21 protein-coding genes are annotated in these 23,230 nt (G+C 69.5%); 8 read left to right on the forward strand and 13 right to left on the reverse strand.

Features of this window, described 5'->3' with window-relative positions; all coding sequences use genetic code 11:
* Positions 1-33: 33 nt before the first annotated feature.
* The 6 genes from MMB92_RS25755 to hutH form a co-directional block, all read right to left on the reverse strand.
* The gene (locus tag MMB92_RS25755) at positions 34-1,410 is read right to left on the reverse strand and encodes a formimidoylglutamate deiminase (protein WP_060211736.1); all 1,377 of its coding nucleotides are present in this window, start codon (positions 1,408-1,410) and stop codon (positions 34-36) included.
* 196 nt (positions 1,411-1,606) lie between these two features.
* On the reverse strand, positions 1,607-2,830 hold the full coding sequence (gene hutI / locus MMB92_RS25760) for an imidazolonepropionase (RefSeq protein ID WP_006488078.1): 1,224 nt from the start codon (positions 2,828-2,830) through the stop codon (positions 1,607-1,609).
* A gap of 4 nt (positions 2,831-2,834) precedes the next feature.
* The gene (locus MMB92_RS25765; protein ID WP_006488093.1) at positions 2,835-3,446 is read right to left on the reverse strand and encodes a HutD family protein; all 612 of its coding nucleotides are present in this window, start codon (positions 3,444-3,446) and stop codon (positions 2,835-2,837) included.
* A 2-nt stretch (positions 3,447-3,448) separates the two neighbouring features.
* A complete protein-coding gene (gene hutU / locus MMB92_RS25770) occupies positions 3,449-5,137 on the reverse strand; it encodes a urocanate hydratase (RefSeq protein WP_006488101.1) in 1,689 nt (562 codons plus the stop codon).
* A gap of 39 nt (positions 5,138-5,176) precedes the next feature.
* Complete coding sequence (gene hutC, locus MMB92_RS25775; protein ID WP_006488107.1) at positions 5,177-5,872, reverse strand: histidine utilization repressor; 696 nt, start codon at positions 5,870-5,872, stop codon at positions 5,177-5,179.
* Positions 5,873-5,876: 4 nt separating this feature from the next.
* A complete protein-coding gene (gene hutH / locus MMB92_RS25780; protein ID WP_006488089.1) occupies positions 5,877-7,400 on the reverse strand; it encodes a histidine ammonia-lyase in 1,524 nt (507 codons plus the stop codon).
* 213 nt (positions 7,401-7,613) lie between these two features.
* On the opposite strand from hutH, the gene MMB92_RS25785 reads away from it, so the two are divergent.
* A complete protein-coding gene (locus MMB92_RS25785) occupies positions 7,614-8,534 on the forward strand; it encodes a glutamate/aspartate ABC transporter substrate-binding protein (protein ID WP_060264868.1) in 921 nt (306 codons plus the stop codon).
* 21 nt (positions 8,535-8,555) lie between these two features.
* On the opposite strand, the gene MMB92_RS25790 is transcribed toward MMB92_RS25785, so the two are convergent.
* Both MMB92_RS25790 and MMB92_RS25795 read right to left on the reverse strand, forming a co-directional pair.
* A complete protein-coding gene (locus MMB92_RS25790) occupies positions 8,556-9,311 on the reverse strand; it encodes a 4'-phosphopantetheinyl transferase superfamily protein (protein ID WP_060264872.1) in 756 nt (251 codons plus the stop codon).
* A gap of 127 nt (positions 9,312-9,438) precedes the next feature.
* Positions 9,439-10,482: an alpha/beta fold hydrolase gene (locus MMB92_RS25795; protein WP_034201535.1), complete on the reverse strand. Its 1,044-nt coding sequence runs from the start codon at positions 10,480-10,482 to the stop codon at positions 9,439-9,441.
* A 233-nt stretch (positions 10,483-10,715) separates the two neighbouring features.
* On the opposite strand from MMB92_RS25795, the gene MMB92_RS25800 reads away from it, so the two are divergent.
* From MMB92_RS25800 to MMB92_RS25810, 3 genes are all read left to right on the forward strand, one after another.
* Positions 10,716-11,657: a LysR substrate-binding domain-containing protein gene (locus tag MMB92_RS25800; protein ID WP_006497790.1), complete on the forward strand. Its 942-nt coding sequence runs from the start codon at positions 10,716-10,718 to the stop codon at positions 11,655-11,657.
* Positions 11,658-11,816: 159 nt separating this feature from the next.
* Positions 11,817-13,049, forward strand: a complete 1,233-nt coding sequence (locus MMB92_RS25805; RefSeq protein ID WP_060264876.1) for an MFS transporter — start codon at positions 11,817-11,819, stop codon at positions 13,047-13,049.
* Positions 13,040-13,162 carry a hypothetical protein gene (locus MMB92_RS25810; protein WP_006488066.1) on the forward strand — a complete coding sequence of 41 codons (123 nt, stop codon included), beginning with the start codon at positions 13,040-13,042 and terminating at the stop codon, positions 13,160-13,162. Before MMB92_RS25805 ends, MMB92_RS25810 begins: the two co-directional genes overlap by 10 nt.
* 22 nt (positions 13,163-13,184) lie before the next feature.
* Here MMB92_RS25810 and MMB92_RS25815 read toward each other — a convergent pair whose 3' ends face one another.
* The gene (locus tag MMB92_RS25815) at positions 13,185-14,663 is read right to left on the reverse strand and encodes a deoxyribodipyrimidine photo-lyase (protein ID WP_020979781.1); all 1,479 of its coding nucleotides are present in this window, start codon (positions 14,661-14,663) and stop codon (positions 13,185-13,187) included.
* A 326-nt stretch (positions 14,664-14,989) separates the two neighbouring features.
* Between MMB92_RS25815 and MMB92_RS25820 the strand changes: the two genes are divergently transcribed.
* Positions 14,990-15,469, forward strand: coding sequence for an SRPBCC domain-containing protein (locus MMB92_RS25820; RefSeq protein ID WP_006486060.1), 480 nt, complete (start codon positions 14,990-14,992; stop codon positions 15,467-15,469).
* Between the two features lie 13 nt (positions 15,470-15,482).
* Complete coding sequence (locus tag MMB92_RS25825; protein WP_006486058.1) at positions 15,483-15,935, forward strand: nuclear transport factor 2 family protein; 453 nt, start codon at positions 15,483-15,485, stop codon at positions 15,933-15,935.
* Positions 15,936-16,009: 74 nt separating this feature from the next.
* On the opposite strand, the gene MMB92_RS25830 is transcribed toward MMB92_RS25825, so the two are convergent.
* The 4 genes from MMB92_RS25830 to MMB92_RS25845 are packed head-to-tail and all read right to left on the reverse strand — an operon-like array spanning position 16,010 to position 20,140.
* The gene (locus tag MMB92_RS25830) at positions 16,010-16,990 is read right to left on the reverse strand and encodes a hypothetical protein (RefSeq protein WP_060264877.1); all 981 of its coding nucleotides are present in this window, start codon (positions 16,988-16,990) and stop codon (positions 16,010-16,012) included.
* Between the two features lie 17 nt (positions 16,991-17,007).
* On the reverse strand, positions 17,008-17,799 hold the full coding sequence (locus MMB92_RS25835; protein ID WP_006486063.1) for an SDR family oxidoreductase: 792 nt from the start codon (positions 17,797-17,799) through the stop codon (positions 17,008-17,010).
* Between the two features lie 41 nt (positions 17,800-17,840).
* Complete coding sequence (locus MMB92_RS25840) at positions 17,841-19,034, reverse strand: sulfotransferase (RefSeq protein ID WP_034201529.1); 1,194 nt, start codon at positions 19,032-19,034, stop codon at positions 17,841-17,843.
* Positions 19,031-20,140, reverse strand: coding sequence for a DUF1214 domain-containing protein (locus MMB92_RS25845; RefSeq protein ID WP_277563031.1), 1,110 nt, complete (start codon positions 20,138-20,140; stop codon positions 19,031-19,033). Before MMB92_RS25845 ends, MMB92_RS25840 begins: the two co-directional genes overlap by 4 nt.
* 130 nt (positions 20,141-20,270) lie before the next feature.
* Between MMB92_RS25845 and cysD the strand changes: the two genes are divergently transcribed.
* Entirely contained in the window at positions 20,271-21,251 is a 981-nt protein-coding gene (gene cysD, locus MMB92_RS25850) for a sulfate adenylyltransferase subunit CysD (protein ID WP_227746346.1), read from the forward strand.
* Positions 21,251-23,149, forward strand: a complete 1,899-nt coding sequence (gene cysN / locus MMB92_RS25855; RefSeq protein WP_048985000.1) for a sulfate adenylyltransferase subunit CysN — start codon at positions 21,251-21,253, stop codon at positions 23,147-23,149. Before cysD ends, cysN begins: the two co-directional genes overlap by 1 nt.
* The last annotated feature ends 81 nt before the right edge of the window (positions 23,150-23,230 follow it).

Below are 23,230 nucleotides of genomic sequence, written 5' to 3' on the forward strand. Positions count from 1 at the left end.
CGCACGCATGCGGCGTGCGCCGGTTGCCGCGCGTCAGCGCAGCAGTTGCGCCAGCGCGGCGCGGTAGTCGGCATACGCGGCGGCTTCGTCGCGATGGCGGCGGCCGCTCACGACGCGCTCGCCGCCCGTGTAGACGTCGAGCACCGGCGTCTCGCCGTGCTCGGCGAACACGATGCCCGACAGCCATGCCGCGCTGCCGTGTTCGGCGATCGCCGGGTGATCGGGATCGAGCACGAGCCAGTCGGCGCGACAACCTTCGCGCAGCGCGCCGATGCGTCGCCCGCTCGCCTGCGCGCCGCCCGCGAGCGACGCATCGAACAGGCGATCGGCGACGTGCGCCTGCGTGTCGCTTGCCAGCACGTTGCGCGCGCGGTGCACGAGCCGCTGCCCGTATTCGAGCAGGCGCAGCTCCGAGCGCCAGTCGACCGACGCGTGGCTGTCCGAGCCGATGCCGATCACGCCGCCTTGCGCGAGATAGTCGACGGCCGGGAACACGCCGTCGCCGAGGTTCGCTTCGGTCGTCAGGCACAGCCCGGCGACCGCGCGGCGCTTCGCGAGCGCCGCCGTCTCGACCGCGTCGACGTGCGTCGCGTGCACGAGACACCAGCGCGCATCGACGTCGAAGCGATCGAGCAGCCATTGTACGGGGCGTGCGCCGTACGCGCGAACGCAGTCGTCGACTTCGGCCGTCTGCTCGGCGATATGGATATGCACCGGCGCATCGTCGGGCAATCCTTCGAGCAGCGCACGCAACCCGTTTTCGGATACCGCGCGCAGCGAATGCGGCGCGACGCCGTAGCGCAGCCCGCCATGCTCGGGCGCCGCGCGACGCATCGCATCGAGCAGTTCGAGCACGCCGTCGGGCGTGTTGATGAAGCGGCGCTGGTCGTCGCGCGGCGGCTTGTTGCCGAAGCCGGCGAACTGGTACGACACGGGCAGCATCGTGATGCCGACGCCGGCCGAGCGCGCGGCATCGATCACGCGCGTGCCGAGCTCCGCGATCTGCGGATAGCGCGAGCCGTCCTGCGCGTGATGCACGTAGTGGAATTCGCACACCGACGTGTAGCCGCACTTGAGCATCTCGACATACAGCCAGCGTGCAATCGCCGCGAGCGCGTCGGGCGTGATCTTCAGCGCGAAGCGGTACATCAGGTCGCGCCAGCTCCAGAAGCTGTCGGCGGGATTCGCGCGGTATTCGGTGAGCCCCGCCATCGCGCGCTGGAACGCGTGCGAATGCAGGTTCGGCATGCCGGGCAGCACCGGCCCGGCCGCGCGTGCGACGCCTGCCGGCGCGTCGGTGTCGGGCGTGACGTCGGTCAGCGTGCCGCTCGCGTCCCAGCGCAGCAGCACGTTGCGGCGCCAGCCATCGGGCAGGTAGGCATGGTCCGCGAACAACAGGGTGTCGGTCATTGCGAGTCCTTATCGACCGGTTCAGGCGCGTCAGCGTCTCGTCCGGTCCGGTGCCGCGGCCGGCAGGCGTGAGCGCGTCGCGCTTGCCCCTGCCTCGCGGCGATCGACCGGAGTGCGCCGTTGCGCCGGGTCCGGTCCCATGCAAAACGTCGGCCGGACCGGGTCCGTCACGACCCGGCCCGATCCGTCGCCAAACTTATCCGTTCATCCGGCGAAACACGGTCGTGCCGCCGCGTACGACCTGCTCGCACAGCGGCCGGCCGATCCAGTACGCCAGCTCGGCCAGCGAGCCGACCGACCAGACGGCGAAGTCGGCCTGGCGACCGACCTCGAGCGCGCCGTGGCGATCCGCGCGGCCGAGCGCCGCGGCCGCATGGCGCGTGACGCCCTGCAGCACCTCGGGCACCGTCATGCGGAACAGCGTGCAGCCCATGTTCAACGTCAGCAGCAGCGATTCGAGCGGCGACGTGCCCGGGTTGTGATCGGTCGCGAGCGCGATCGGCACGCCGTGCTTGCGCAGCAGCTCGATCGGCGGCAGTTGCGTTTCGCGGATGAAGTAGTACGCGCCGGGCAACAGCACGGCGACCGTGCCGGCCGCCTTCATCGCCTCGATGCCGGCTTCGTCGAGAAATTCAAGGTGATCGGCAGACAGCGCGCGGTAACGCGCGGCGAGCGCCGTCCCGCCCGCATTCGACAGTTGCTCCGCATGCAGCTTCACCGGCAGCCCGCGCCGCGTCGCGGCCTCGAACACGCGCTCGGTTTGCGCGAGCGAAAAGCCGATGCGTTCGCAGAACACGTCGACCGCGTCGACGAGCCCTTCATCGGCCAGCGTCGGCAGCATGCGGTCGCACACTTCGTCGATGTACGCATCCGCGCGCCCCGCATATTCGGGCGGCAGTGCGTGCGCGCCGAGGAAGGTCGTATGGACGGTGACCGGGAAGCGTTCGCCGAGCTGGCGCGCGACGCGCAGCATCTTGCGCTCGCTCGCGAGGTCGAGCCCGTAGCCGGACTTGATCTCGATCGCGGTCACGCCTTCGGCGAGCAGCGGCTGCAGGCGCGCGGCGGCCTGCACGAACAGCGTCGTCTCGTCGGCCGCGCGCGTCGCGCGCACCGTCGACACGATCCCGCCGCCCTGCCGCGCGATTTCCTCGTAGCTGACGCCCGCGAGGCGCTGCGCGAACTCGTCGGCACGCGTGCCGCCGTACACGAGATGCGTATGGCAGTCGACGAGGCCCGGCGTCACCCACGCGCCGTGCAGGTCCTCGCGCCGCCAGTGCGCATAACCGTGCGGCAGCGCGGACAGCGCGCCGAGCCACGCGATCGTGCCGGTTTCGTCGACGGCGATCGCCGCGTCGTCGATCGTCTCGTCGGGATGGCCGTGCGGACACAGCCTCAGGTGATGCCAGACAGTCGGTTTCATGCGTTCAGTCTCGTTCGCCGACGGCAAGCGAGACGGCGAGCAGCGCGCCGCCTCCGCTCACGACGACGTCAAACGCACGCCGCGGCCCGTCGAGCCGCAACGTGTCCATGTCTTCCAGCGCGTAGTGCGTGCCGTCGAGGTCGACGCCCACCGCACCGGCCGCGCAAAACAGCAGCACGGTATCGGCCGGCGCAAGGCGGTGAGCCCCCGCGCGCCACACGTCGAGCGTGCCACGCGCGGCCGAACGGCGCGTCATCAGGTTGAAGTCGCGCGTCGCGCCGTCGTGCAGCGTCGCGTCGATCGCCGTCTCGCCCGCGAAATCCGCACGGGCCAGCGGTGCGTCGAGCACGTGCCGCGGGCCGCCCGCCTCGGCGAGCGTCATGCCCGCGCCGGACAGCAGCACGAGCGTGCGGTCGATCCCGTCGAAACGCGAGAACGGGCCGGCCGTGCCGACGTCCGCGACGCTCACGCGCCACGCGAACGCATCGAGTGCCGCGCCGGGCGGAAACGCGCCGATCTCGCGCGTCACGCCGCCGCCGTTCTTCCACGGCGACGCAACGAGATCCGCCGCGCGGATCATCGTTGCGTGCAGCGGCGCCTGGTCGAGCGCCGTCATGCTCAGCGGCCGAGCATCGGCAGCTTCAGGCCGGCTTCGCGAGCCGTCTGCTGCGCGAGTTCGTAGCCGGCATCCGCATGGCGCATCACACCCGTGGCCGGATCGTTCAGCAGCACGCGGCCGAGACGCTCGTGCGCGTCGGCGGTGCCGTCGGCGACGATCACGACGCCCGAGTGCTGCGAGAAGCCCATTCCGACGCCGCCGCCATGGTGCAGCGACACCCACGATGCACCGCCCGCGGTATTCAGCAGCGCGTTCAGCAACGGCCAGTCGCTGACGGCGTCCGAACCGTCCTTCATCGATTCCGTCTCGCGGTTCGGGCTCGCGACCGAACCGGTGTCGAGGTGGTCGCGGCCGATCACGATCGGCGCCTTCAGTTCGCCGTTCTTCACCATCTCGTTGAACGCCTGGCCGAGGCGGTAGCGATCCTTCACGCCGACCCAGCAGATCCGCGCCGGCAGGCCCTGGAACGCGATGCGCTCACGCGCCATGTCGAGCCAGTTGTGCAGGTGCGGATCGTCGGGGATCAGCTCCTTCACCTTCTGGTCGGTCTTGTAGATGTCTTCCGGATCGCCGGACAGCGCGACCCAGCGGAACGGACCCTTGCCTTCGCAGAACAGCGGGCGGATGTACGCCGGCACGAAGCCCGGGAAGTCGAACGCGTTCTCGACGCCCATTTCCAGCGCCATCTGGCGGATGTTGTTGCCGTAGTCGAGCGTCGCCGCGCCGCGTTCCTGCAGCGCCAGCATCGCGCGCACCTGGACGGCCATCGACTGCTTCGCAACCTTCACGATGCTCTGCGGATCGACCTTCTGCGCTTCGCGCCATTGCGCGACGGTCCAGCCTTGCGGCAGGTAGCCGTTGATCGGGTCGTGCGCGCTCGTCTGGTCGGTCACGCAGTCCGGCGTGATGCCGCGCTTGACGAGTTCCGGGAACACGTCGGCCGCGTTTCCGAGCAGGCCGATCGACACCGGCTTGCCGGTGCGCTTCGCTTCGTCGATCATGGCGAGCGCTTCGTCGAGCGTCGTCGCCTTCTTGTCGACGTAGCGGGTCTTCAGGCGGAAGTCGATACGCGTCTCGTCGCATTCGACCGCGATCATCGAGAAGCCGGCCATCGTCGCGGCGAGCGGCTGCGCGCCGCCCATCCCGCCCAGGCCGCCCGTCAGGATCCAGCGGCCCGACGGATCGCCGTTGAAGTGCTGGTTCGCGACCGAGAAGAAGGTTTCATAGGTGCCCTGCACGATGCCCTGGCTGCCGATGTAGATCCAGCTGCCGGCCGTCATCTGGCCGTACATCATCAGGCCCTTGCGGTCGAGCTCGTGGAAGTGATCCCAGTTCGCCCAGTGCGGCACCAGGTTCGAGTTCGCGAGCAGCACGCGCGGCGCATCCTTGTGGGTGCGGAACACGCCGACCGGCTTGCCCGACTGGATCAGCAGCGTTTCGTTTTCCTCGAGATCCTTCAGCGACGCGAGGATCTGGTCGTAGCATTCCCAGTTGCGCGCAGCACGCCCGATGCCGCCGTACACGACGAGCGCATGCGGATGCTCGGCGACTTCCGGGTCGAGGTTGTTCTGGATCATCCGGTAGGCCGCTTCGGCCAGCCAGGTCTTGCAGGTCTTCTCGCTGCCGCGCGGCGCGCGGATCGTGCGCGTCGGATCGAGACGGGGATCGATGTGTTTCGGATGGTTCATGACGACTGCTCCCGAAGGAAAATGACTATCAAATAGGAATCAGAAATGCCCGGTGAAGCGATAACGGCTGCCGGGATGCCACAGATTCGCCACCGAGGCGACGACGCCCTGCGACCAGGTGCGCCGATGTAAAACCAGACACGGCTCGACGTCGTCCATCCGCAGCTGCTCGCGCCGCTCCGGCGCCGGGGCCGCCGCTTCGATCCGGTACTCGACGCGCTGCAGCGGCGCCGCGCGCATCAGGTACAGGTTCGGCGTCGTGTTCGTGAAATCCTGCTCGGCGTAATCCGGCGCGACCGCCGGATTCACCCATCGTTCTTCGAGCTGCACCGGCTCGTCGTTCTCGAAGTGCAGCACCTGCGAATGAAACAGCTTGGTGCGCACGGCCACCTGCATCTCGTCGGCGAGGGCATCGTCGGCGCGGATCGTGTCGAGCCCGAGCACGCTGGCGCGGTACGCATGCCCGCGCGCGCCGACTTCCTCGGAGATGCTGCGGATCGCGACCAGCGTCGACTCGTACTTCGGCCGCGCGACGTAGGTGCCCGCGCCCTTCATGCGCGTGAGCACCTGCTCGGCCGTCAACTCGCGCAGCGCGCGGTTGACGGTCATGCGCGCCACCTTGAACTCGCGCGCCAGCTCGTTCTCGGACGGCACCTGGTCGCCCTCCTCCCACTCGCCGGCATGGATGCGGGCCAGGATGAAATCCTTGATCTCCTGGTAGACCGGCGCACTCATCGGCTTACTGTTCCGATGCGAACGAGAACGGCGCGACCTTCGCGAACGCGCGCTCGCCGACCAGCTTCGCGATCACCGCGATGTCCGGTGCGAAATAGTGGTCGAGTTCGTAGTGCGCGACCTGGCTGCGGATCGTCTCCATCACCGGCGCGAGCTTCGGGCTCGTGTGGTACGGCGCGCGCAGGTCGACGCCCTGCGCGGCGGCCAGCAGTTCGATCGCGAGGATGTGCTTCGTGTTGTCCGCGATGTCGGCGAGCTTGCGCGCGGCGAACGTCGCCATCGACACGTGGTCTTCCTGGTTCGCCGAGGTCGGCAGCGAGTCGACCGACGCCGGGTGCGCGAGCGTCTTGTTTTCCGATGCGAGCGCGGCTGCCGTCACGTGAGCGATCATGAAGCCGGAGTTCACGCCGCCGTCCTTCACGAGGAACGGGGGCAGGCCCGACAGCGTCGCGTCGATCAGCAGCGCGATGCGGCGTTCGGCCAGCGCACCGATTTCCGATGCGGCGAGCGCGAGGTTGTCGGCCGCGAACGCGACGGGCTCCGCGTGGAAGTTGCCGCCCGACAGCACTTCGCCGGTGTCCGGGAAGATCAGCGGGTTGTCCGACACGGCATTCGCTTCGACCAGCAGCACGTCGGCCGCATGACGCATCTGGTCCAGGCACGCGCCCATCACCTGCGGCTGGCAGCGCAGGCTGTACGGGTCCTGCACCTTGTCGCAGTCGCGGTGCGACTGGTTGATCGGCGAGCCTTCGAGCAGTTCGCGGTACGACGCGGCCGCGTCGATCTGGCCTTGATGGCCGCGCAGTTCGTGGATGCGCGCGTCGAACGGCTTCACCGAGCCGGCTGCCGCGTCGACCGACAGCGCACCGGCGACGAGCGCGGTGCGGTACAGGTCTTCGATCGCGAACATGTTGTCGAGCGCCAGCGCGGTCGATGCCTGCGTGCCGTTCAGGAGCGCCAGGCCTTCCTTCGCCTGCAGCGTCAGCGGCGCGAGGCCCGCGACGCGCAGGCCGTCGAGCGCGCTCGCCCGTTCGCCGCGGATGAACACTTCGCCGACGCCCAGCAGCACGGCCGACATGTGCGCGAGCGGCGCGAGGTCGCCCGACGCGCCGACCGAGCCCTTCACCGGGATCAGCGGCAGCACGTCGGCGTTGAACAGCGTGATCAGCGCGTCCATTACTTCACGACGGATGCCCGAGTGGCCGCGGCCGAGGCTCGACAGCTTCAGCGCCATCAGCAGGCGCACCGACGAACGCGCCATCGGCTCGCCGACGCCGACCGCGTGCGACAGCACGAGGTTCTTCTGCAGCAGTTCGAGCTGGTCGTGCGGGATGTGGGTGCTGGCCAGGCGGCCGAAGCCCGTGTTGATGCCGTAGGCCGGCTCGCCCTTCGCGGCGATGTCGGCGACGGCCTTCGCGCCGGCGTCGATCTTCGCGAAGCTCGCCGGATCGAGCTTCAGTTGCACGGATTCGCGTGCGATCTGGCGCAGTTGCGGGAGGGTCAGATGGCCGGGGGTCAACGTAATCATGTGAGCAATCCTGTCTAGACAAGTTCGGAATGGATTGAAGTGTAGCCACGTCAACTTGTCTAGACAACCCGTTTTTCACCGAATTCGACTCGGGAGTTTCCCTGATGTCCGGCGCGGCCCGCCCGGCCGGCCGGCGACGCACGGGGCTTAACATGTGTTGCAATTATTTTGTTTTTGGCAACATACGGATCACCACTCGCCCCGGAGACCGTCATGCACCTCCCGTCCCGATTCGCCGCCCGCCTCGGCGGCTCCCTGCTCGTCGCCGCATGCGTGCTCGCGTGCGGCGCATCCGTCGCCGCGGAACCGCTGTCCGGCACGCTCGAGAAGATCCGGCAGGCCAACCTGATTTCGATCGGTCATCGCGAAACGTCGGTGCCGTTCTCCTACGTCGATGCGGGCGGCAAGGTCATCGGCTTCTCGCAGGACCTGTGCGAGCGCGTGATCGCCGCGGTGAAGGCGCGCACCGGCAAGCCCGACCTGCAGGTGCGCTTCATTCCGGTCACGTCGCAGAACCGCATTCCGCTCGTGCAGAACGGCACCGTCGATCTCGAATGCGGCGTGACGACCAACCTCGCCGCACGCCATGCGCAGGTCGCGTTCTCGACCACCTTCTTCGTCGCGACGACGCGCCTGCTCACGCGCACCACGTCGGGCATCCGCGACTTCCCCGATCTGGCCGGCAAGACGGTCGTGACGAACCAGGGCACGACGTCCGAACGCCTGCTGCGCAAGATGAACGAGGAAAAGAAGATGAACATGCAGATCATCAGCGCGAAGGACTACGGCGAAGGGCGCCTGACGCTCGAATCGGGCCGCGCGGCCGCGTACATGATGGACGACGTGCTGCTCGCGGGCGTGCGCCAGCTCGCCGCGAAACCGGCCGACTGGCGGCTCGTCGGCACGCCGCAATCGTCGGAAGCCTACGGGTTCATGCTGCGCAAGGACGATCCGCAGTTCAAGGCGCTCGTCGACGGCGTGCTCGTGCAGTTGATGAAAAGCGGCGAGATCGACGCGCTGTACGACAAATGGTTCATGAAGCCGGTGCCGCCGAAGGGGCTGTCGTTCGACTTCCCGATGAGCGACGTGATCAAGGCGCGCTATGCGGCGCCGAACGACGCGCCGCTCGAGTAAGCGCCGCGCGTCGACTCCGGCTTACGCGCGCGTCCACGCGACGCATGCCGCGTAGTCGGGCGCCGCGTCGAGCCACGCCGCGTCGAACGCCGCGACGCCGGCAGCAGGCGCGGCCGGCTCGACGATCGTCGTCGCGGGCGTCGTGGCGTCGCGCGGCGGCACGACCGCGAACGCGCGCAGCCCGCCGACGATGCCGGTGCCGAGCGCCTTGAGCAGCGCCTCCTTCGCGGACCACACCCGCATGAATTCGCGCTCGCGCGTGCCGCCCGGCAGGCTGTCGAGATACGCGACCTCCGCGGGGGCGCACACTTCGCGCGTCAGCGCGCGCCAGTCGGCCGCGCGATTGCAGCCCTCGATATCGACGCCGACTCGGCCTGCCGGCGCCCACGCGATCAGCGCATGATCGCCTGCGTGCGATACGTTGAAGTCGAGCGACGTGCGATGCGCGCGGTCCAGCGACGGCCGCCCCGATGCGTCGACGACGATCGCGACCGCTCGTGGTGCGATGCCGAGCACCGCGCCGAGCACGTCGCGCAGTGCAGCGCGCGTCGCGGCGCTGCGTACCGCATCCTCGTGCCGCAGGAAGCGCGCGGCGCGTGCGCGCTCGTCGCCGCTCAGCGCCGCATACGCGGGCGACGCGAGCGGCACGCGCCAGTCGAAATCGACGCGCGCGATCCGCACGCCGGCGCGCGCCGCGGCGGGCGGCACGTCGAGTGCGTGCACGCGCCATGCGCGGCACGCTTCAACGGGAGAAGCGGAATCGGACGGAATGGACATCGGCGCGCGGCAGCCTGTGCTGTGAAACGAAACGTCCGATGTTAATCGATCGCGGCCGCCCGAGGCCGCCGCGACACGATCGGGAATTGAACGGGGGCGGCGTGACGCGTTCGTGTCTGCCCCCCGATCACCCGTTCGCGGCCCTACCCGGCACGCCGCTTCCCGTCACTCGTCCACGCGAAGCCGGATGCAGCGCATGCACGGCGCCCGGCGCGTCGGCGGGCAGCACGCCGTGTTGCAGCCAGTACAGCGCGACGGGCCACAGCGTATCGGTGAAGCGGCTGTGGAAAAACGCGAAATGGCCGATCGCGTCGACGCCGATGTCGGCCGGCGCGATCCGCAGATGCGTGACGTTGCTGCCCGTGTAGTAGCCGACCAGCCGCTCGATCGCGTCGACCGTGCCAAACGCGTCGTCGTCGAGGCCGATCGCGAGCATCGGCGCCGACAGCCCCGCGAAGCGGGCCGGCAACGCGGCGCGGCTCGCGCCGCTGTCGTCGAGCTCGCGGCCGATGTAGCCGTCCTCGAAACGCGGCTGCGAACGCGCCCACGACAGCGCGATACCGCGCGGCGTGTCCTCCATCCAGCCGAGCCGCTTCGCGGGCACGTAGCCGAACACGGCCGCGAGCGCCGGCATCGCGACATGCCACTTCCACCACATGCGGCGCCGCTCGGCCGGCAGGTAATCGCGCCAGTACGCATACTGCGCGCCGACGGTCACCGCATGCCGCACATGCACGTTCGATGGCGCGAGGCCGAGCACGCAGCCGCCGATGCTGTGCGCGACCACATCGAGCGGCTGGCCCGGAAACGCGTCGCGCGCGTAGTGCAGCGCGGCCTCGCAATCGAGCCGCCCCCAGTCGAGCCAGTTCGCGCGCAGCTTCGCAAGCTGCGCCGGGCGCGACCCGCCGATGCCGCGATAGTCGTAGACGAGCACGTCGCGCCCTTGCGCGAACAGCCAGGCCGCGAAGCGGAAGTAGTAGTCGCAGCGCACCGACGTCGCGCAATTGATCACCGTGACCGGCCGCACGGCGCCGCCGCCGCGATGGCGCCAGACGTGGCCGCGCAATGCGTAACCGTCGGCTGCGCGCAGCGTCACGGGCTCGGGCGGCAACGCCCCCGCCGCGCGACTGCCCTGCGCCGCCGCCCCGCCTGCTTCGTTCGAAATCGTCATCGTGTCTCCTGTCGACCTCAGTTAGCGCTTTGGCGCTTACTGAAGTCCCATGCATGGCTGTCGGTCCGAGTGAGCGCTTCAGCGCCGATTCGGACCCGATGCATCGCGGTCGGCCCGGTGGGCGCTTCGGCGCCTGCTCGGCCCCTTCATTCGCGATCAACCGGCCTCCATTGAACTTGACGCGTGCCGCGTTCTCAACCAATCTTGCTGCTCCGTTCGCATGAGTCACGCGCATGTCAACGCCACTCGTCCGTCTCCCGTCGCTCGATCTCGTCCGCGGTTTCGTCGCCGTCGGCCGCCGCATGAGCATCACGCTCGCCGCGCAGGACCTGTGCGTCACGCAGTCGGCGGTCAGCCGTCAGATCCATGCGCTCGAAGCGCATCTCGGCGTCGCGCTGCTGCAGCGCGGCTACCGGAAGATCGCGTTCACGCCGGAAGGCGAGCGACTGTTCCGCGTCGCCGATGCCGCGCTGCACGGCCTGCAGGACACCGTCGCGTCGCTCGCCGCCGCGCGCGAGCGTCAGCCCGTGACGATCACCGCCAGCATCGGCGTCACCGCGCTGTGGCTGCTGCCGCGGCTCGGGCGACTGCAGGCGCGGCTGCCCGGGATCGACCTGCGCGTCGCCGCGAACGACAAGGTACTCGATTTGCGCGCCGAAGGCATCGACCTCGGCATCCGCTACTGCCCGCGCGAGCGCGCGCCGGCCGGCGCGCTGCGCCTGTTCGACGAGATCGTCGTGCCGGTCGCGCACCCCGCGCTCGCCGCGCGGCCGGTCACGAGCGCGGCCGCGATCGCCGATCACGTGCTGCTCGAATTCGACGGGCCGCCGCAACCGCAACTGCAGTGGCACGCGCATCTGCATGCGGCCGGGCTCGACGACGCGCGCCCGAAAGGCGTGCTGCGCTTCAACCAGTACGACCAGGTGATCCAGGCCGCGATCGCCGGCCAGGGCATCGCGCTCGGCCGGCTCGCGCTGGTCGCGCCGATGCTCGCCGACGGCCGGCTCGCGGTGCTCGGGCCGCACACGCAGACGCTGTCGGAAACGTACGGCTACTGGCTGTTCCAGCACGATCCGGCCCCGCGCCGCGAAGTCGCCGACGTGCGCGACTGGATGCTCGCCGAAGCGGCCGAATGCGACGCGGCGATGCACGCGCACGATACGACGTCGGCCTGAGCCGGCCGCGCGGAGACCCGTGCGGACAGGCAAGCGCGCCCTCGCATTCCCGCTGCGCATGCGAACCTGACCGAATGATCGCTTGAGCGACGGCAGCCGCGATCGTCTAATCGGATCGAGCGCGGCCGTTTCGCCGCGCGCCTTCATCCGGAGACACGCATGACCCCGATCGAGCAGGAAGTCCGGCGCCGCTGGCTGCCCGTGCTGGCAGGCGGCCTGATCATGGGCGCCGCGCTCGGCATCCGTCACGTGCAGGGCCTGTTCCTCGCGCCCGTGTCGCTCGACCACGGCTGGTCGCGCGAAGCGTTCGGGCTGGCGCTGGCGCTGCAGAACCTGATCTGGGGCGTCGCGCAGCCGTTCACCGGGATGGTGGCCGACCGCTTCGGCTCGGTGCGCGTGATCGTCGCCGGCATGCTGCTGTACGCGGCCGGGCTCGTCACGATGGCGCACGCGGCCACGACCGGCCTGTTCACGGTCGGCGCCGGCCTCGTGATCGGCATCGCGCTGTCGGGCTCGGCGTTCGCGTCGATCTACGGCGCGCTGAGCCGCCTGTTTCCACCCGACCGGCGCGGCTGGGCGCTCGGTGTCGCCGGCGCGATCGGCGGGCTCGGCCAGTTCTGCATGGTGCCCGTCGCGCAGGCACTGATCGGCGGCATCGGCTGGCGCCACGCGTTCATCGCGCTGGCGCTCGTCGCCGCGCTGCTCGCGCCGCTCGCGGTGCTGCTGCGCGACCGGCCCGCGCAGGTGGCCAGCGCCGCCGCCGGCCCCGACCAGTCGATCGGCGAAGCCGTGCGCGAGGCGTTCGCGCATCGCGGCTTCTGGCTGCTGAACGCGGGCTTCTTCGCGTGCGGCTTCCAGCTCGCGTTCATCGCGACGCACCTGCCCGCGTACCTGCTCGACCACGGGCTGCCGGCGCGCCCCGCGAGCGTCGCGCTCGCGCTGATCGCGCTGACCAACGTGGCCGGCACCTACGCGTGCGGCCATCTCGGCGGGCTGCTGCGGCGCAAGTACGTGCTGTCGGTGCTGTATCTCGTGCGCGCGCTCGCGATGGCCGCGTTCGTCGCCGTGCCGCTGTCGCCCGCGAGCGTCTACGTGTTCGCGGCCGTGATGGGGTTCACGTGGCTCGGCACGGTGCCGCTGACGAACGGCGTGATCTCGCAGGTGTTCGGCGTGCGCTACATCGCGACGCTGTTCGGCTTCGTGTTCTTCGGACACCAGCTCGGCAGCTTCTTCGGCGTGTGGCTCGGCGCGCTCGTGTACGACGCGACGCATTCGTACCTGCCGCTGTGGCTCGGCTCGATCGCGCTCGGCGTGCTCGCGGCGCTGCTGCACCTGCCGATCGACGACGCGCGCGTCGCCCGCCCGACGTCGGGCCGCGCGGCATGGGCCTGATCCGGGCGGCGCTGACCGCCGGCACGCTCGCGTTCGTCGCGTGGTGCGGCGCGGCCTACTTCGGTTCCGACGTCGCCTACGCGCTGCTCGAGCACGTCGCGTTCTGCAATTGAGGCGGCGAACCGCGGCGTACGGTCAGCGGCGCTTCGGCAACGCGGCCAGCGCGTCGAGCGCACGGGCACGCGCGGCCGCGTGTTCGACGAGCGGCGCCGGATAGTCGATGCCGAGCCGGATGCCGGCCGCTTCGAGCGCCAGCGGCGACGCTTCCCACGGCGCATGGATCGACGCATCGTCGAGGCCGGCAAGCTCGGGCACCCAGCGCCGTACGTACGCGCCGTCCGGATCGAACTTCTGCCCCTGCGCGACCGGATTGAAGATGCGGAAATACGGCGCGGCATCGGCGCCGCAGCCAGCCACCCACTGCCAGCTCGCCGCGTTGTTCGCGGGATCGGCGTCGACCAGCGTATCGCGGAACCATGCTTCGCCCGCGCGCCAGTCGATCAGCAGGTGCTTGATCAGGAACGACGCGACGACCATCCGCACGCGGTTGTGCATCCAGCCGGTCGTCCACAGCTCGCGCAGGCCCGCATCGACGAGCGGGTAGCCGGTCCGGCCGCGCTGCCACGCACGTAACGCGGCGGGATCGTCGCGCCACGGCATCGCATCGAATTGCGCGCGGAAGTTGTCGGTCGCGAGCGTCGGGAAGTGATACAGCAGCGTGTAGCTGAATTCGCGCCAGCCGAGCTCGCTCAGGAACTTGTCGGCATCGGCCGCGTATGCCGCGCCGCCCGCGCTCGCCGCGCCCTGCACCGCATGCCACACCTGCCTGGGCGACACGTTGCCGAAGCGCAGGAACGGCGACAGCCGGCTCGTCGCCGGGCGGTCGGGCCGGTCGCGCGCATCCGCATAGCCGGCGAGCGATGTCGTGAGAAACGCATCGAGCTGTGCATGCGCACCGGCTTCGTCGGGCGCCGGCCACGCATCGCGCAGTCCGCCGGCCCAGTCCGGCGCATGCGGACGCAACGCGAGCGCGTCGAGCGCCAGCGCGCGGTCGCGCACGGCCTTCGGCCACGAATGAAACACGATCTGCCCGGGTGCCGGCAGCGGCGCGGCGACCGCGCGATCGCGGCGTGCCGCGCGCCAGTACGCGGTGAATACCTGATACGGGCCGCCGCTGCCCGTCAGCACCTCCCACGGCTCGTTCAGCAGGCTGCCGTTGCTGCTCTCGACCGCCACGCCGCGCGCCTTGAGCGACGTCTTCAGCGCCGCGTCGGCGTCGCGCTGCGGCTGCGCATAGCGGCGGTTCCAGTACACGGCCGCCGCGCCCGTGTCGCGAACGAGTCGCTCGATCTCGCGCTGCGCGTCGCCGCGCAACAGCAGCAGGCGCCCGCCATGCCGCGCGAGCGCGGCGTCGAGCCCCGCCAGCGACCCGTGCAGCCACCAGCGCGCCGCCCCGCCGAGCGCGGGCCCGGCGCCGGCGCCCGTGTCGTCGACGAAGACGCACACGAGCGGCCGGCCGGATTCGACCGCAAGCGTCAGCGCGGGCTGATCGGTCACGCGCAGATCGTCGCGGAACCAGACGATCGCGGGAGCAACGGACGACTGGGCGGGCACGGGCACCTCGATGACGAAAGCGAAAAGAGATGCGTATTGTCGCGGCTGCGCGGCGCGGTGTCGACGCCGCCGACGGTCGGGCCAATCCTGCCGCCCCGCCGCGCCCGGTGAAACGCCTTAGTCCGTTCCGACGATTCTTCACCGTGCGCGCCGGCCTACGCTCGATGTCGGGTGCGCCGCGCGGCGCCGCACGTCGCCGGCCGCGACCGGCCCCGCCTGCTCCGCGCCGCACCCGTCGCGCGCGCCGGCCGATACCGGCGCGATTCCTTCCGACCGCTGCACCGCCTGAAGCCACGCGGGCGCGCAGCCTGATCCGATCCGCCGCCATGACCAAACCCTCGAATCTCGTCACCTCGATCACCGTCGACATCGATGCGCCGGCCGCCGTCGTCTGGGAAGTGCTGACCGACTTCCCGCGCTACGGCGAATGGAACACGTTCTGCATCGGCTTCGAAACGACCGGCAAACTCGGCGATTTCGTGCACATGCAGATTCGCATTCCGGGCACGGAGACCGTGATTCCCGTCGACGAAATCCTCGTCGCATACGAGCCCGAACGCCTGCTGTCGTGGGAGCAACGCCCGACCGACGACAACAAGGACGCCGCGCGCCGCGACCAGTACATCGACGCGACGGGCGCGGAGCGCTGCCGCTACTTCACGACCGACCAGTTCCTCGGCGTCAACGCGGACACGATCATGCAGCACCACGGCGCGTGGGTGAAACAGGGTTTCGATCAGTGCGCGCGCGACGTGAAGCGGCGCGCCGAAGCGCTGCATGCGGCACGCACGCGCAAAAGCAGCTGAGCGGGAGCGGTCGATGCCCGATCTGCACACGCTGTCCGATCATCACGACATCCGCGAGCGGGTCGTCCCGTATTCGAGCGCGATCGACTCGTGCGACTTCGATGCGCTCGACACGGTATTCACGCCCGACGCGGCGATCGACTGTCGCGCAATGGGCGGCATCGCCGGTCGCTATCCGGACGTGAAAGCGTGGCTGCGCACCGTGCTGCCGCGATTTCCGCGGTATCAGCATCTGGTCGGCAACCTGTCGATCCGGCTCGACGGCGACACCGCGCGCGGCCGCACGATCTGCTTCAATCCGATGGAAGTCGCGCTGCCGGACGGCGGCACGCAGGTGATGTTTCTCGGGCTGTGGTACGTCGACCGGTTCGTGCGTACCGCGCACGGCTCGCGCATCGCCGAGCGCGTCGAGGCGCGCTGCTACGGCCACAACGTGCCGGCCGCGCTCGCCGGGACGATCGGCTGATCCGGTCATGCTACGCGCGCCGTGCGATGGCTGCGCGACGCGCGCAGCGTCGATGCATTGCGTCGATCGCGGCGTCAGTCGAGCCGGAACGCGGCCTCGAAACGCTCGGCGAATGCGTCGAACTCGGCTTCCGGCAGATGGTTGATGCCGCCCGCGCGCTTGCGCCCGCCGCCCGTCGCGAAGCCGCGGCAGAACTCGTCCGCGCCGATCGGCCGGCCGTCGGGCACGCGCACGCTGACGACCAACCCGCCGTCCGCGCGCGGCGACAGCACCGCGAGCGCCGCATGCGGCGCATTGCGCATCCGCTCGTTCGCGAGCATGCCGGTCGCACGCCGCGCCCACGGGTGGTCGGGCATCCGGACCAGCGTCGCGCCCGGCACCTCGCGCAGCGGCGCGAGTGCGCGCGCGCGCGCCATGTCGTCGCGGTAGCCGTCGCGCAACGCGGCGAACACGGCCGTCTCGCGCACGAACTCGAGCGGATCGGTGCACGGCAGCATCGCGTCCGCGAGCGCCGCCGGATCGAAATGCAGATCGCCGACGCACTCGCCGTACGCGTTGTAGTTCAGGTAGAGCCCGAGCTCGGCCAGCACGCAACGCTCGGCTTCGTCGACCCCATGCTCGCGCGCGAGTGCGTCGCCGAGCGCCGGCAGTTCGTCGCCGAACGCCGCGACGATCGCCCAGCGCACGTACCGGCCGCCGAGATAGCGATTCACGATCGCGCTCGTGCAGACGTCGGCTGCCGTGTCGATATGCGCGTCGAAGCGCGGATCGTCGGGCAGCGCGCCCGCGAAGTGATGGTCGAAATAACGGACCGTCGCGCCGTCACGCAGCAATCGCGCGCACGCGTCGCGGTTCTGGTCGTGCGATACGTCGAGCACGGTGACGAGGTCGCCCACGCGCGCGTCGATGCGCTCGAGCAGCCGGATGTCGCGCTTCACGCCGGTCACGAGCGTGCCGTGCACGCGTTCCGCGAGCCGCAGTTGCTGAAGCGCGCACAGGCCGTCCGCGTCGCCGTTGAACGCGAAGACGTGCCGCGCGTACTGGTTGTCCTGCATGATCCGTGGCTCCATCGTCAAGGCATGAAATCGCCGCCGTTCGCGTCGAGCGTCGCGCCCGTCACCGCGTTCGCGTAGTCGGACGCGAGGAACAGCGCCGCACGCGCGCAATCGTCGTCGGTCGGCAGCTTCGCGAGCGCGATGTTCGACGCGATCGGCGCAACGATCTGCGCCTCCGTCATCCCGTAGTCGGCGGCCGCCTGCCGGAAATAGGTCTGCGTCGGCACGCCCCACATCCAGCCCATGTGGATGCTGTTCGCGCGAATGCCGTGCACGCCGAGTTCGCGCGCCAGGTATTTTGCCGCAACCGCGAGCGCGCCCTTCGATACAGCGTAGCCGCCCTCCCCTGCAAACGGCTTGCGGGTCGCCTGCGTGTTGATCATCACGATCGCGCCGCGCTGCTGCCGTTTCATGTGCGGCACGACTTCCTGCGTGAGCGCCATCGTACCGAACACGTTGGTTTCGAACACCGCGCGCCAGCCGTCGAGGTCGGCTTGCTCCACCGGCTCCGGAAACGTCCCATGCACGAACGCGCTGTTCACGAGCGCGTCGATCCGGCCGAAGCGCTCGACGGCCCGCGTCGCGAGCTGCCGGCATTGTGCCCGATCGGTGATGTCGGTCTGCACCTTCAGCACCGCGCAATCGACATCGAGTGCACGGATTCGTGCGTCGGCGTCGTCGAGCTTTTCCATCGTGCGCGCCGCGACCACCACGCCGCGTGCGCCCTCGCGCGCGGCTTCGACCGCGAGCTTCACGCCGAGCCCCGGCCCGATTCCGGAAATCACGACGATCTTGTCCTTCAGCAACATGGGTTGTCTCCTGGTTGTCGTTCGTCTTGCGTACGCGGCCGTCAGACGGCGGCCTGCAGGTGCCGCGCGCGATACGCGGCGAAGTCGCGCGCGAGCTGCGCGTCGGTGAAGCCGAAGCGGGCGATCGAATAGTCGTGCGCGGCGCGCTTGTCGCGGCCGTTGCGCGCGATCCAGTCGGCCATCGCCGCACGCTGCCGCGCATCGACGGACATGCCGGCGAACGCATACACGGCGTGCGCCACCCCCAGCGGATTCGACACGGTGTCCTCGAACCGCACGTCGAGAAACCGGTGGGCTGGCAGCGCATCGCGCGCCGCCATCGCCGCACCGATCGCGCGCGCCATCCCCGCGTTCCACTGCGCGCCGACGGCGAGCGGATCGGGATCGTCCGCGTACAGTTGCCACAGCGTGTGCGCCATGCTCGCCATCGACGGAATCGTCTGCGCCGGATCGCGGTGCGTGAGCACGACCTGCGCACGCGGAAACACGCGGCACAGCACGTCGAGCGCATGCAGGTGCTGCGGCGTTTTCAGCAGCCAGCGCTCGGCCGGCGCGACGCCGCGCCGCGCCTTCTGCCACTGCAGGAACTGCAGCATCCGTTTCAGGTACGTGTAGACCGGCGTGAGATCCTGCCGCGCGAGCCAGGCCGTATAGCGCGGCACGTTCGCGTACGAATCCATCGCGCACACGAACGAATGCTCCATCAGCATGAATTCCTCGTCGGCGAGCATCGCGTCGAGCGGATGGATCGTCAGGATCTGCGGGATGCAGTCGATCATCGTCGCGACCTCGGCCTGCGCGCGCGCGATGCGCACGGCCGGCGCGTCGAGCGTCTCGCCGGCAAGCGGCGCCGGGTAGCGCGTTTCCCACCACGCGGCCGAATGAAAGCGCGGGTCGACGGCCAGTAGCCGCTGCAGCAGCGTCGTGCCCGTACGCGGCAGGCCGACGATCACGAGCGGATCGTCGATTGCAATGTCCGCGATCTCCGGATGGCGCCGGAAGTAATCCTCGACGACGAGCCGGTTCACGAGCTGGCCGACGAGCTTTTCGCGCATCATCGCCGCGCCGCGCGCGGACAGCGCCGCTTCGTCGATCAGCGACGCGCACATCACGTCGAGCGCGTCGCGATACGGCCCGTCGCCGAACGCGGTGAGCCCGCCCGTGCGCGACACGGCCTCGGCCATCAAGCCATCGGGGGCGAGCAGCGTGCGAGCCTGGTCGAGCGGCGCGTTCATGCGGCCTCCTTCAGCGCGGCGAGCTTCACGACGCGCGTGCGCGGATGCACCGGTTGCGCGGCGCCCACCCAGCGCCAGCAGATCGTGCCGGTGCGATGCCCGGCGGTATCGAGCCAGTTCGCGCTGCCCGGCCGCGTGGCCGCGACGATCACCGTCACCCCGCCGTCCGCATTGGGCCGAGCGCTGTGCTTGTTCACGCAGATGTCGAAGTGCCGATAGTCGAGCGACTCCATCCAGTAGTTGTTGAGCTGCACGTTCCAGAAATCGCAGTCCGGCACGGTATCGACGTCGATCACGAGCGCCTCGTCGGCGGCGAGCGACCAGCACGAGTGGTAGTAGTAGATGTTCGGATCGCCGCCGACCGACTGGCACAGCGCCTGGTCGGCGGGCGGCAGCGCGTTCATGTGCGGGCGATAGCTCGCGGCCCAGTCCGCGAACAGCTTCGACGTCTGCTCGACGAACTGCGCGGCGCGCATCAGGCCGCCCTGCAGCGCGAGCGGATCGAGCGGCGCGGGGCGCGCCTGCGCATCGATGCGTTCGATCTTCAGTTGCGCGGGCGTCTCCGTGCGCCGGTCGAGGAAGGTCTGGCGCACCAGCAGCGCGTTGGTGTCCGGCTCCATCCGCACCCAGTTGCCCGCGCGCGGCGTCGCGCTCAACACGATCTCGACGCTGCCGTCCGGCGCGATCTCGAGCTGCTTCGCGTCGAGAAAGCCTGTCTGCAGCATCTTGCCGTCGGTCTCGTAGCCGCCCTTCTGCGTGCCGAAGCTCAGGTATGCGACCGTGCCGCGCCGTCCCGTCACGCGGTATTCGCAGCGGCCGTCGACGCGCGCGTACTGGTACAGGTTGTCGGGGTTGTCGGCGCCGATCTTCGCGGTCTCGTGGGACGGCGAGAAGAAGCCCGGCCACGCGCCGTCCGCGAACTCGACGTGCATTTCCAGCGCGATGCGCATCAGTCGGCTCAGGTAGCGGAAGCCTTCCGCACGCGTGAGCGGATCGTCCGGCGCGTCGGTGCGCAGGATCTGTTCTCCGCTGCGTTTCAGGGTGTCGCAGAAATCGGCCCAGGTCTGGCCCGAAAGCAATTGCGTGGCGCGTGTGTCATCCGTCATGTGTCGTCTCCGCCGATGGTCGAGCGCTCACCTTAAGCGGCGCCGCCGCGCGCCACTTCGTCCGGGTGGACTAAGGAAAGATCCGCTCCACGGCCGCGTGCCGGTTTAGTCCACCCGGACGAAGAGCGGCATGCCGCCCGCTGGATACCGTTGGCGCCATGCCCGCAACGCCGCACATGTCGCGCGGCGCCGGCATGAAACAAGGAGACGAACGATGTTGACCCACCTGGAGCGGCTGGAGGCCGAAAGCATCCACATCATGCGCGAGGTCGTGGCCGAGAGCGAGAACCCGGTGATGCTGTATTCGATCGGCAAGGACAGCTCGGTCATGCTGCATCTCGCGATGAAGGCGTTCTACCCGGCGAAGCCGCCCTTTCCGCTACTGCACGTCGATACGACGTGGAAATTCCGCGAGATGATCGCGTTTCGCGACGAGACGGCCGCGCGCCTCGGCCTCGACCTGCGCGTGCACGTCAACCCCGACGGCATCGCGAACGGCATCAATCCGTTCACGCACGGCTCGGCCGTGCACACCGACGTGTGGAAGACGCAAGGGCTCAAGCAGGCGCTCGATCACTACGGTTTCGACGCCGCGTTCGGCGGCGCACGCCGCGACGAGGAGAAATCGCGCGCGAAGGAGCGCATCGTGTCGCTGCGTTCGGACCAGCACCGCTGGGACCCGAAGCGCCAGCGCCCCGAGCTCTGGTCGCTGTACAACGCGCGCAAGCGCAAGGGCGAAAGCCTGCGCGTGTTCCCGATCTCGAACTGGACCGAGCTCGATATCTGGCAGTACATCCGGCTTCACGACATCCCGATCGTGCCGCTCTACTTCGCGAAGGAACGGCCCGTCGTCGAACGCGACGGCGCGCTGATCATGGTCGACGACGAACGCCTGCCGCTGCGTGACGGCGAAGTGCCGCGGATGCGCAACGTGCGCTTTCGCACGCTCGGCTGCTATCCGCTCACGGGCGCGATCGACAGCGACGCGACGACGCTCGACGACATCCTGCGGGAGATGCGCGACACGCGGACGTCCGAACGCCAGGGACGGCTGATCGACAGCGATTCGGCCGGTTCGATGGAAAGGAAGAAACAGGAGGGATATTTCTGATGGCACACGTACTCGCCGCGCCCGAGGCGCCCCCTATCCACGCCGACGAGACGCGAACGAAGGACCTGCTGCGTTTCATCACCTGCGGCAGCGTCGACGACGGCAAGAGCACGCTGATCGGCCGCCTGCTCTACGAATCGAACATGCTGTTCGACGACCAGCTCACGCAGCTCGAAGCCGATTCGAAGAAGGTCGGCACGCAGGGCGGCGAACTCGATTTCGCGCTGCTCGTCGACGGCCTGTCGGCCGAACGCGAGCAAGGCATCACGATCGACGTCGCGTACCGCTTCTTCGCGACCGCGCGGCGCAAGTTCATCGTCGCCGATACGCCCGGCCACGAACAGTACACGCGCAACATGATCACCGGCGCGTCGACCGCCGATCTCGCGGTGATCCTGATCGACGCGCGCAAGGGCGTGCTCACGCAGACGCGCCGTCACAGCCATCTCGTCGCGCTGATCGGCATCAAGCGCGTCGTGCTCGCGATCAACAAGATGGACCTCGTCGACTACGACCGGGCCGTGTTCGAGCGTATCGATGCGGACTACCGCGCGTTCGCGGCCGAGCTCGGGTTCGCCGAGATCGTCAGCATTCCGATGTCCGCGCTGCGCGGCGACAACGTGATCGCGCCGAGCGCACGGATGCCGTGGTACGCGGGCCCGCCGCTGATGCAGCATCTCGACCGCCTGCCGCTCGCCGCGCGCGTGACGCACGACGAACCGTTCCGGCTGCCGGTGCAATGGGTCAACCGTCCGCACCTGAATTTCCGCGGCTACGCGGGCAGCATCGCGTCGGGCGAGATTCGCGTCGGCGAACGCGTGCGCGTGCTGCCGTCCGGCAGGGAAAGCCGCGTCGCGTCGGTGATCACGCCGGCCGGCGAAGCCGGCATCGCCCGCGCCGGCGAAGCGGTGACGCTCACGCTCGCCGACGAAATCGACATCAGCCGCGGCGACCTGATCGCGCGTGCGGACGCGCCGCCGGAAGTCGCCGACCAGTTCGAGGCGACGCTCGTGTGGATGCACGACGAGCCGCTGCTGCCCGGCCGCCCGTATCTCGTGAAGCTCGGCACGCAGACGGTCGGCGCGACCTGCGCGACGCCGAAGTACAAGATCGACGTGAACACGCGCGAGCATCTCGCCGCGCGCACGCTCGCGCTGAACGAGATCGGCGTGTGCAACCTGAGCTTCGACCGGCCCGTCGCGTTCGATCCGTACGACCGGAACCGTCATACGGGCGGCTTCATCGTGATCGACCGCTTCAGCAACGACACGGTCGGCGCCGGGATGCTGCACTTCGCGCTGCGCCGCGCGCACAACGTGCACTGGCAGGCCGTCGACGTCGATCGCGACGCGCGCGCGCGGCAGAAGGCGCAGACGCCGCGCATCGTGTGGCTGACGGGGCTGTCGGGCGCCGGCAAGTCGACGATCGCGAACCTCGTCGAGCAACGGCTGCACGCGCTCGGCAAGCATACGTACCTGCTCGACGGCGACAACGTGCGGCACGGCCTCAACCGCGATCTCGGCTTCACCGAGGCCGACCGCGTGGAGAACATCCGGCGCGTCGCCGAAGTCGCGCGGCTGATGCTCGACGCGGGGCTCATCACGCTCGTGTCGTTCATCTCGCCGTTCCGCGCCGAGCGCGACATGGCGCGCGCGCTGGCGGGCCCGGACGAATTCGTCGAAGTGTTCGTCGACACGCCGCTCGCGGTCGCGGAGGAGCGCGATCCGAAGGGCTTGTACAAGAAGGCGCGGCGCGGCGAGCTGAAGCACTTCACCGGCATCGATTCGCCATACGAGCCGCCCGTGCAGCCGGAGTTGCGTGTCGACACGGTGACCGAGTCGCCGGAGGTCGCGGCGGATCGCATCGTCGCGTACCTGCTGCGCGAACGCGCGGCGTAAGCGGCGCCCGCCTGCCCGCGTCGCCTACTCCGTTCGGATGACGCGCGCGGCAGGCGGGCCGCTATGCTGGTTCGGAACCTT

The sequence above is a fragment of the Burkholderia sp. IO2 genome, from assembly GCF_029522185.1.
Classification (GTDB): Bacteria; Pseudomonadota; Gammaproteobacteria; order Burkholderiales; family Burkholderiaceae; genus Burkholderia; species Burkholderia cenocepacia.

Bases quoted from the DNA above. Each gene is read 5' to 3' on its own strand.
- MMB92_RS25755 (WP_060211736.1), bottom strand. From the start codon at position 1,410: ATGACCGACACCCTGTTGTTCGCGGACCATGCCTACCTGCCCGATGGC.
- hutI (WP_006488078.1), bottom strand. From the start codon at position 2,830: ATGAAACCGACTGTCTGGCATCACCTGAGGCTGTGTCCGCACGGCCAT.
- MMB92_RS25765 (WP_006488093.1), bottom strand. From the start codon at position 3,446: ATGACGGCGCTCGACCAGGCGCCGCTGCACGCAACGATGATCCGCGCG.
- hutU (WP_006488101.1), bottom strand. From the start codon at position 5,137: ATGAACCATCCGAAACACATCGATCCCCGTCTCGATCCGACGCGCACG.
- hutC (WP_006488107.1), bottom strand. From the start codon at position 5,872: ATGAGTGCGCCGGTCTACCAGGAGATCAAGGATTTCATCCTGGCCCGC.
- hutH (WP_006488089.1), bottom strand. From the start codon at position 7,400: ATGATTACGTTGACCCCCGGCCATCTGACCCTCCCGCAACTGCGCCAG.
- MMB92_RS25785 (WP_060264868.1), top strand. From the start codon at position 7,614: ATGCACCTCCCGTCCCGATTCGCCGCCCGCCTCGGCGGCTCCCTGCTC.
- MMB92_RS25790 (WP_060264872.1), bottom strand. From the start codon at position 9,311: ATGTCCATTCCGTCCGATTCCGCTTCTCCCGTTGAAGCGTGCCGCGCA.
- MMB92_RS25795 (WP_034201535.1), bottom strand. From the start codon at position 10,482: ATGACGATTTCGAACGAAGCAGGCGGGGCGGCGGCGCAGGGCAGTCGC.
- MMB92_RS25800 (WP_006497790.1), top strand. From the start codon at position 10,716: ATGTCAACGCCACTCGTCCGTCTCCCGTCGCTCGATCTCGTCCGCGGT.
- MMB92_RS25805 (WP_060264876.1), top strand. From the start codon at position 11,817: ATGACCCCGATCGAGCAGGAAGTCCGGCGCCGCTGGCTGCCCGTGCTG.
- MMB92_RS25810 (WP_006488066.1), top strand. From the start codon at position 13,040: ATGGGCCTGATCCGGGCGGCGCTGACCGCCGGCACGCTCGCGTTCGTC.
- MMB92_RS25820 (WP_006486060.1), top strand. From the start codon at position 14,990: ATGACCAAACCCTCGAATCTCGTCACCTCGATCACCGTCGACATCGAT.
- MMB92_RS25825 (WP_006486058.1), top strand. From the start codon at position 15,483: ATGCCCGATCTGCACACGCTGTCCGATCATCACGACATCCGCGAGCGG.
- MMB92_RS25830 (WP_060264877.1), bottom strand. From the start codon at position 16,990: ATGCAGGACAACCAGTACGCGCGGCACGTCTTCGCGTTCAACGGCGAC.
- MMB92_RS25835 (WP_006486063.1), bottom strand. From the start codon at position 17,799: ATGTTGCTGAAGGACAAGATCGTCGTGATTTCCGGAATCGGGCCGGGG.
- MMB92_RS25840 (WP_034201529.1), bottom strand. From the start codon at position 19,034: ATGAACGCGCCGCTCGACCAGGCTCGCACGCTGCTCGCCCCCGATGGC.
- MMB92_RS25845 (WP_277563031.1), bottom strand. From the start codon at position 20,140: ATGACGGATGACACACGCGCCACGCAATTGCTTTCGGGCCAGACCTGG.
- cysD (WP_227746346.1), top strand. From the start codon at position 20,271: ATGCCGCCCGCTGGATACCGTTGGCGCCATGCCCGCAACGCCGCACAT.
- cysN (WP_048985000.1), top strand. From the start codon at position 21,251: ATGGCACACGTACTCGCCGCGCCCGAGGCGCCCCCTATCCACGCCGAC.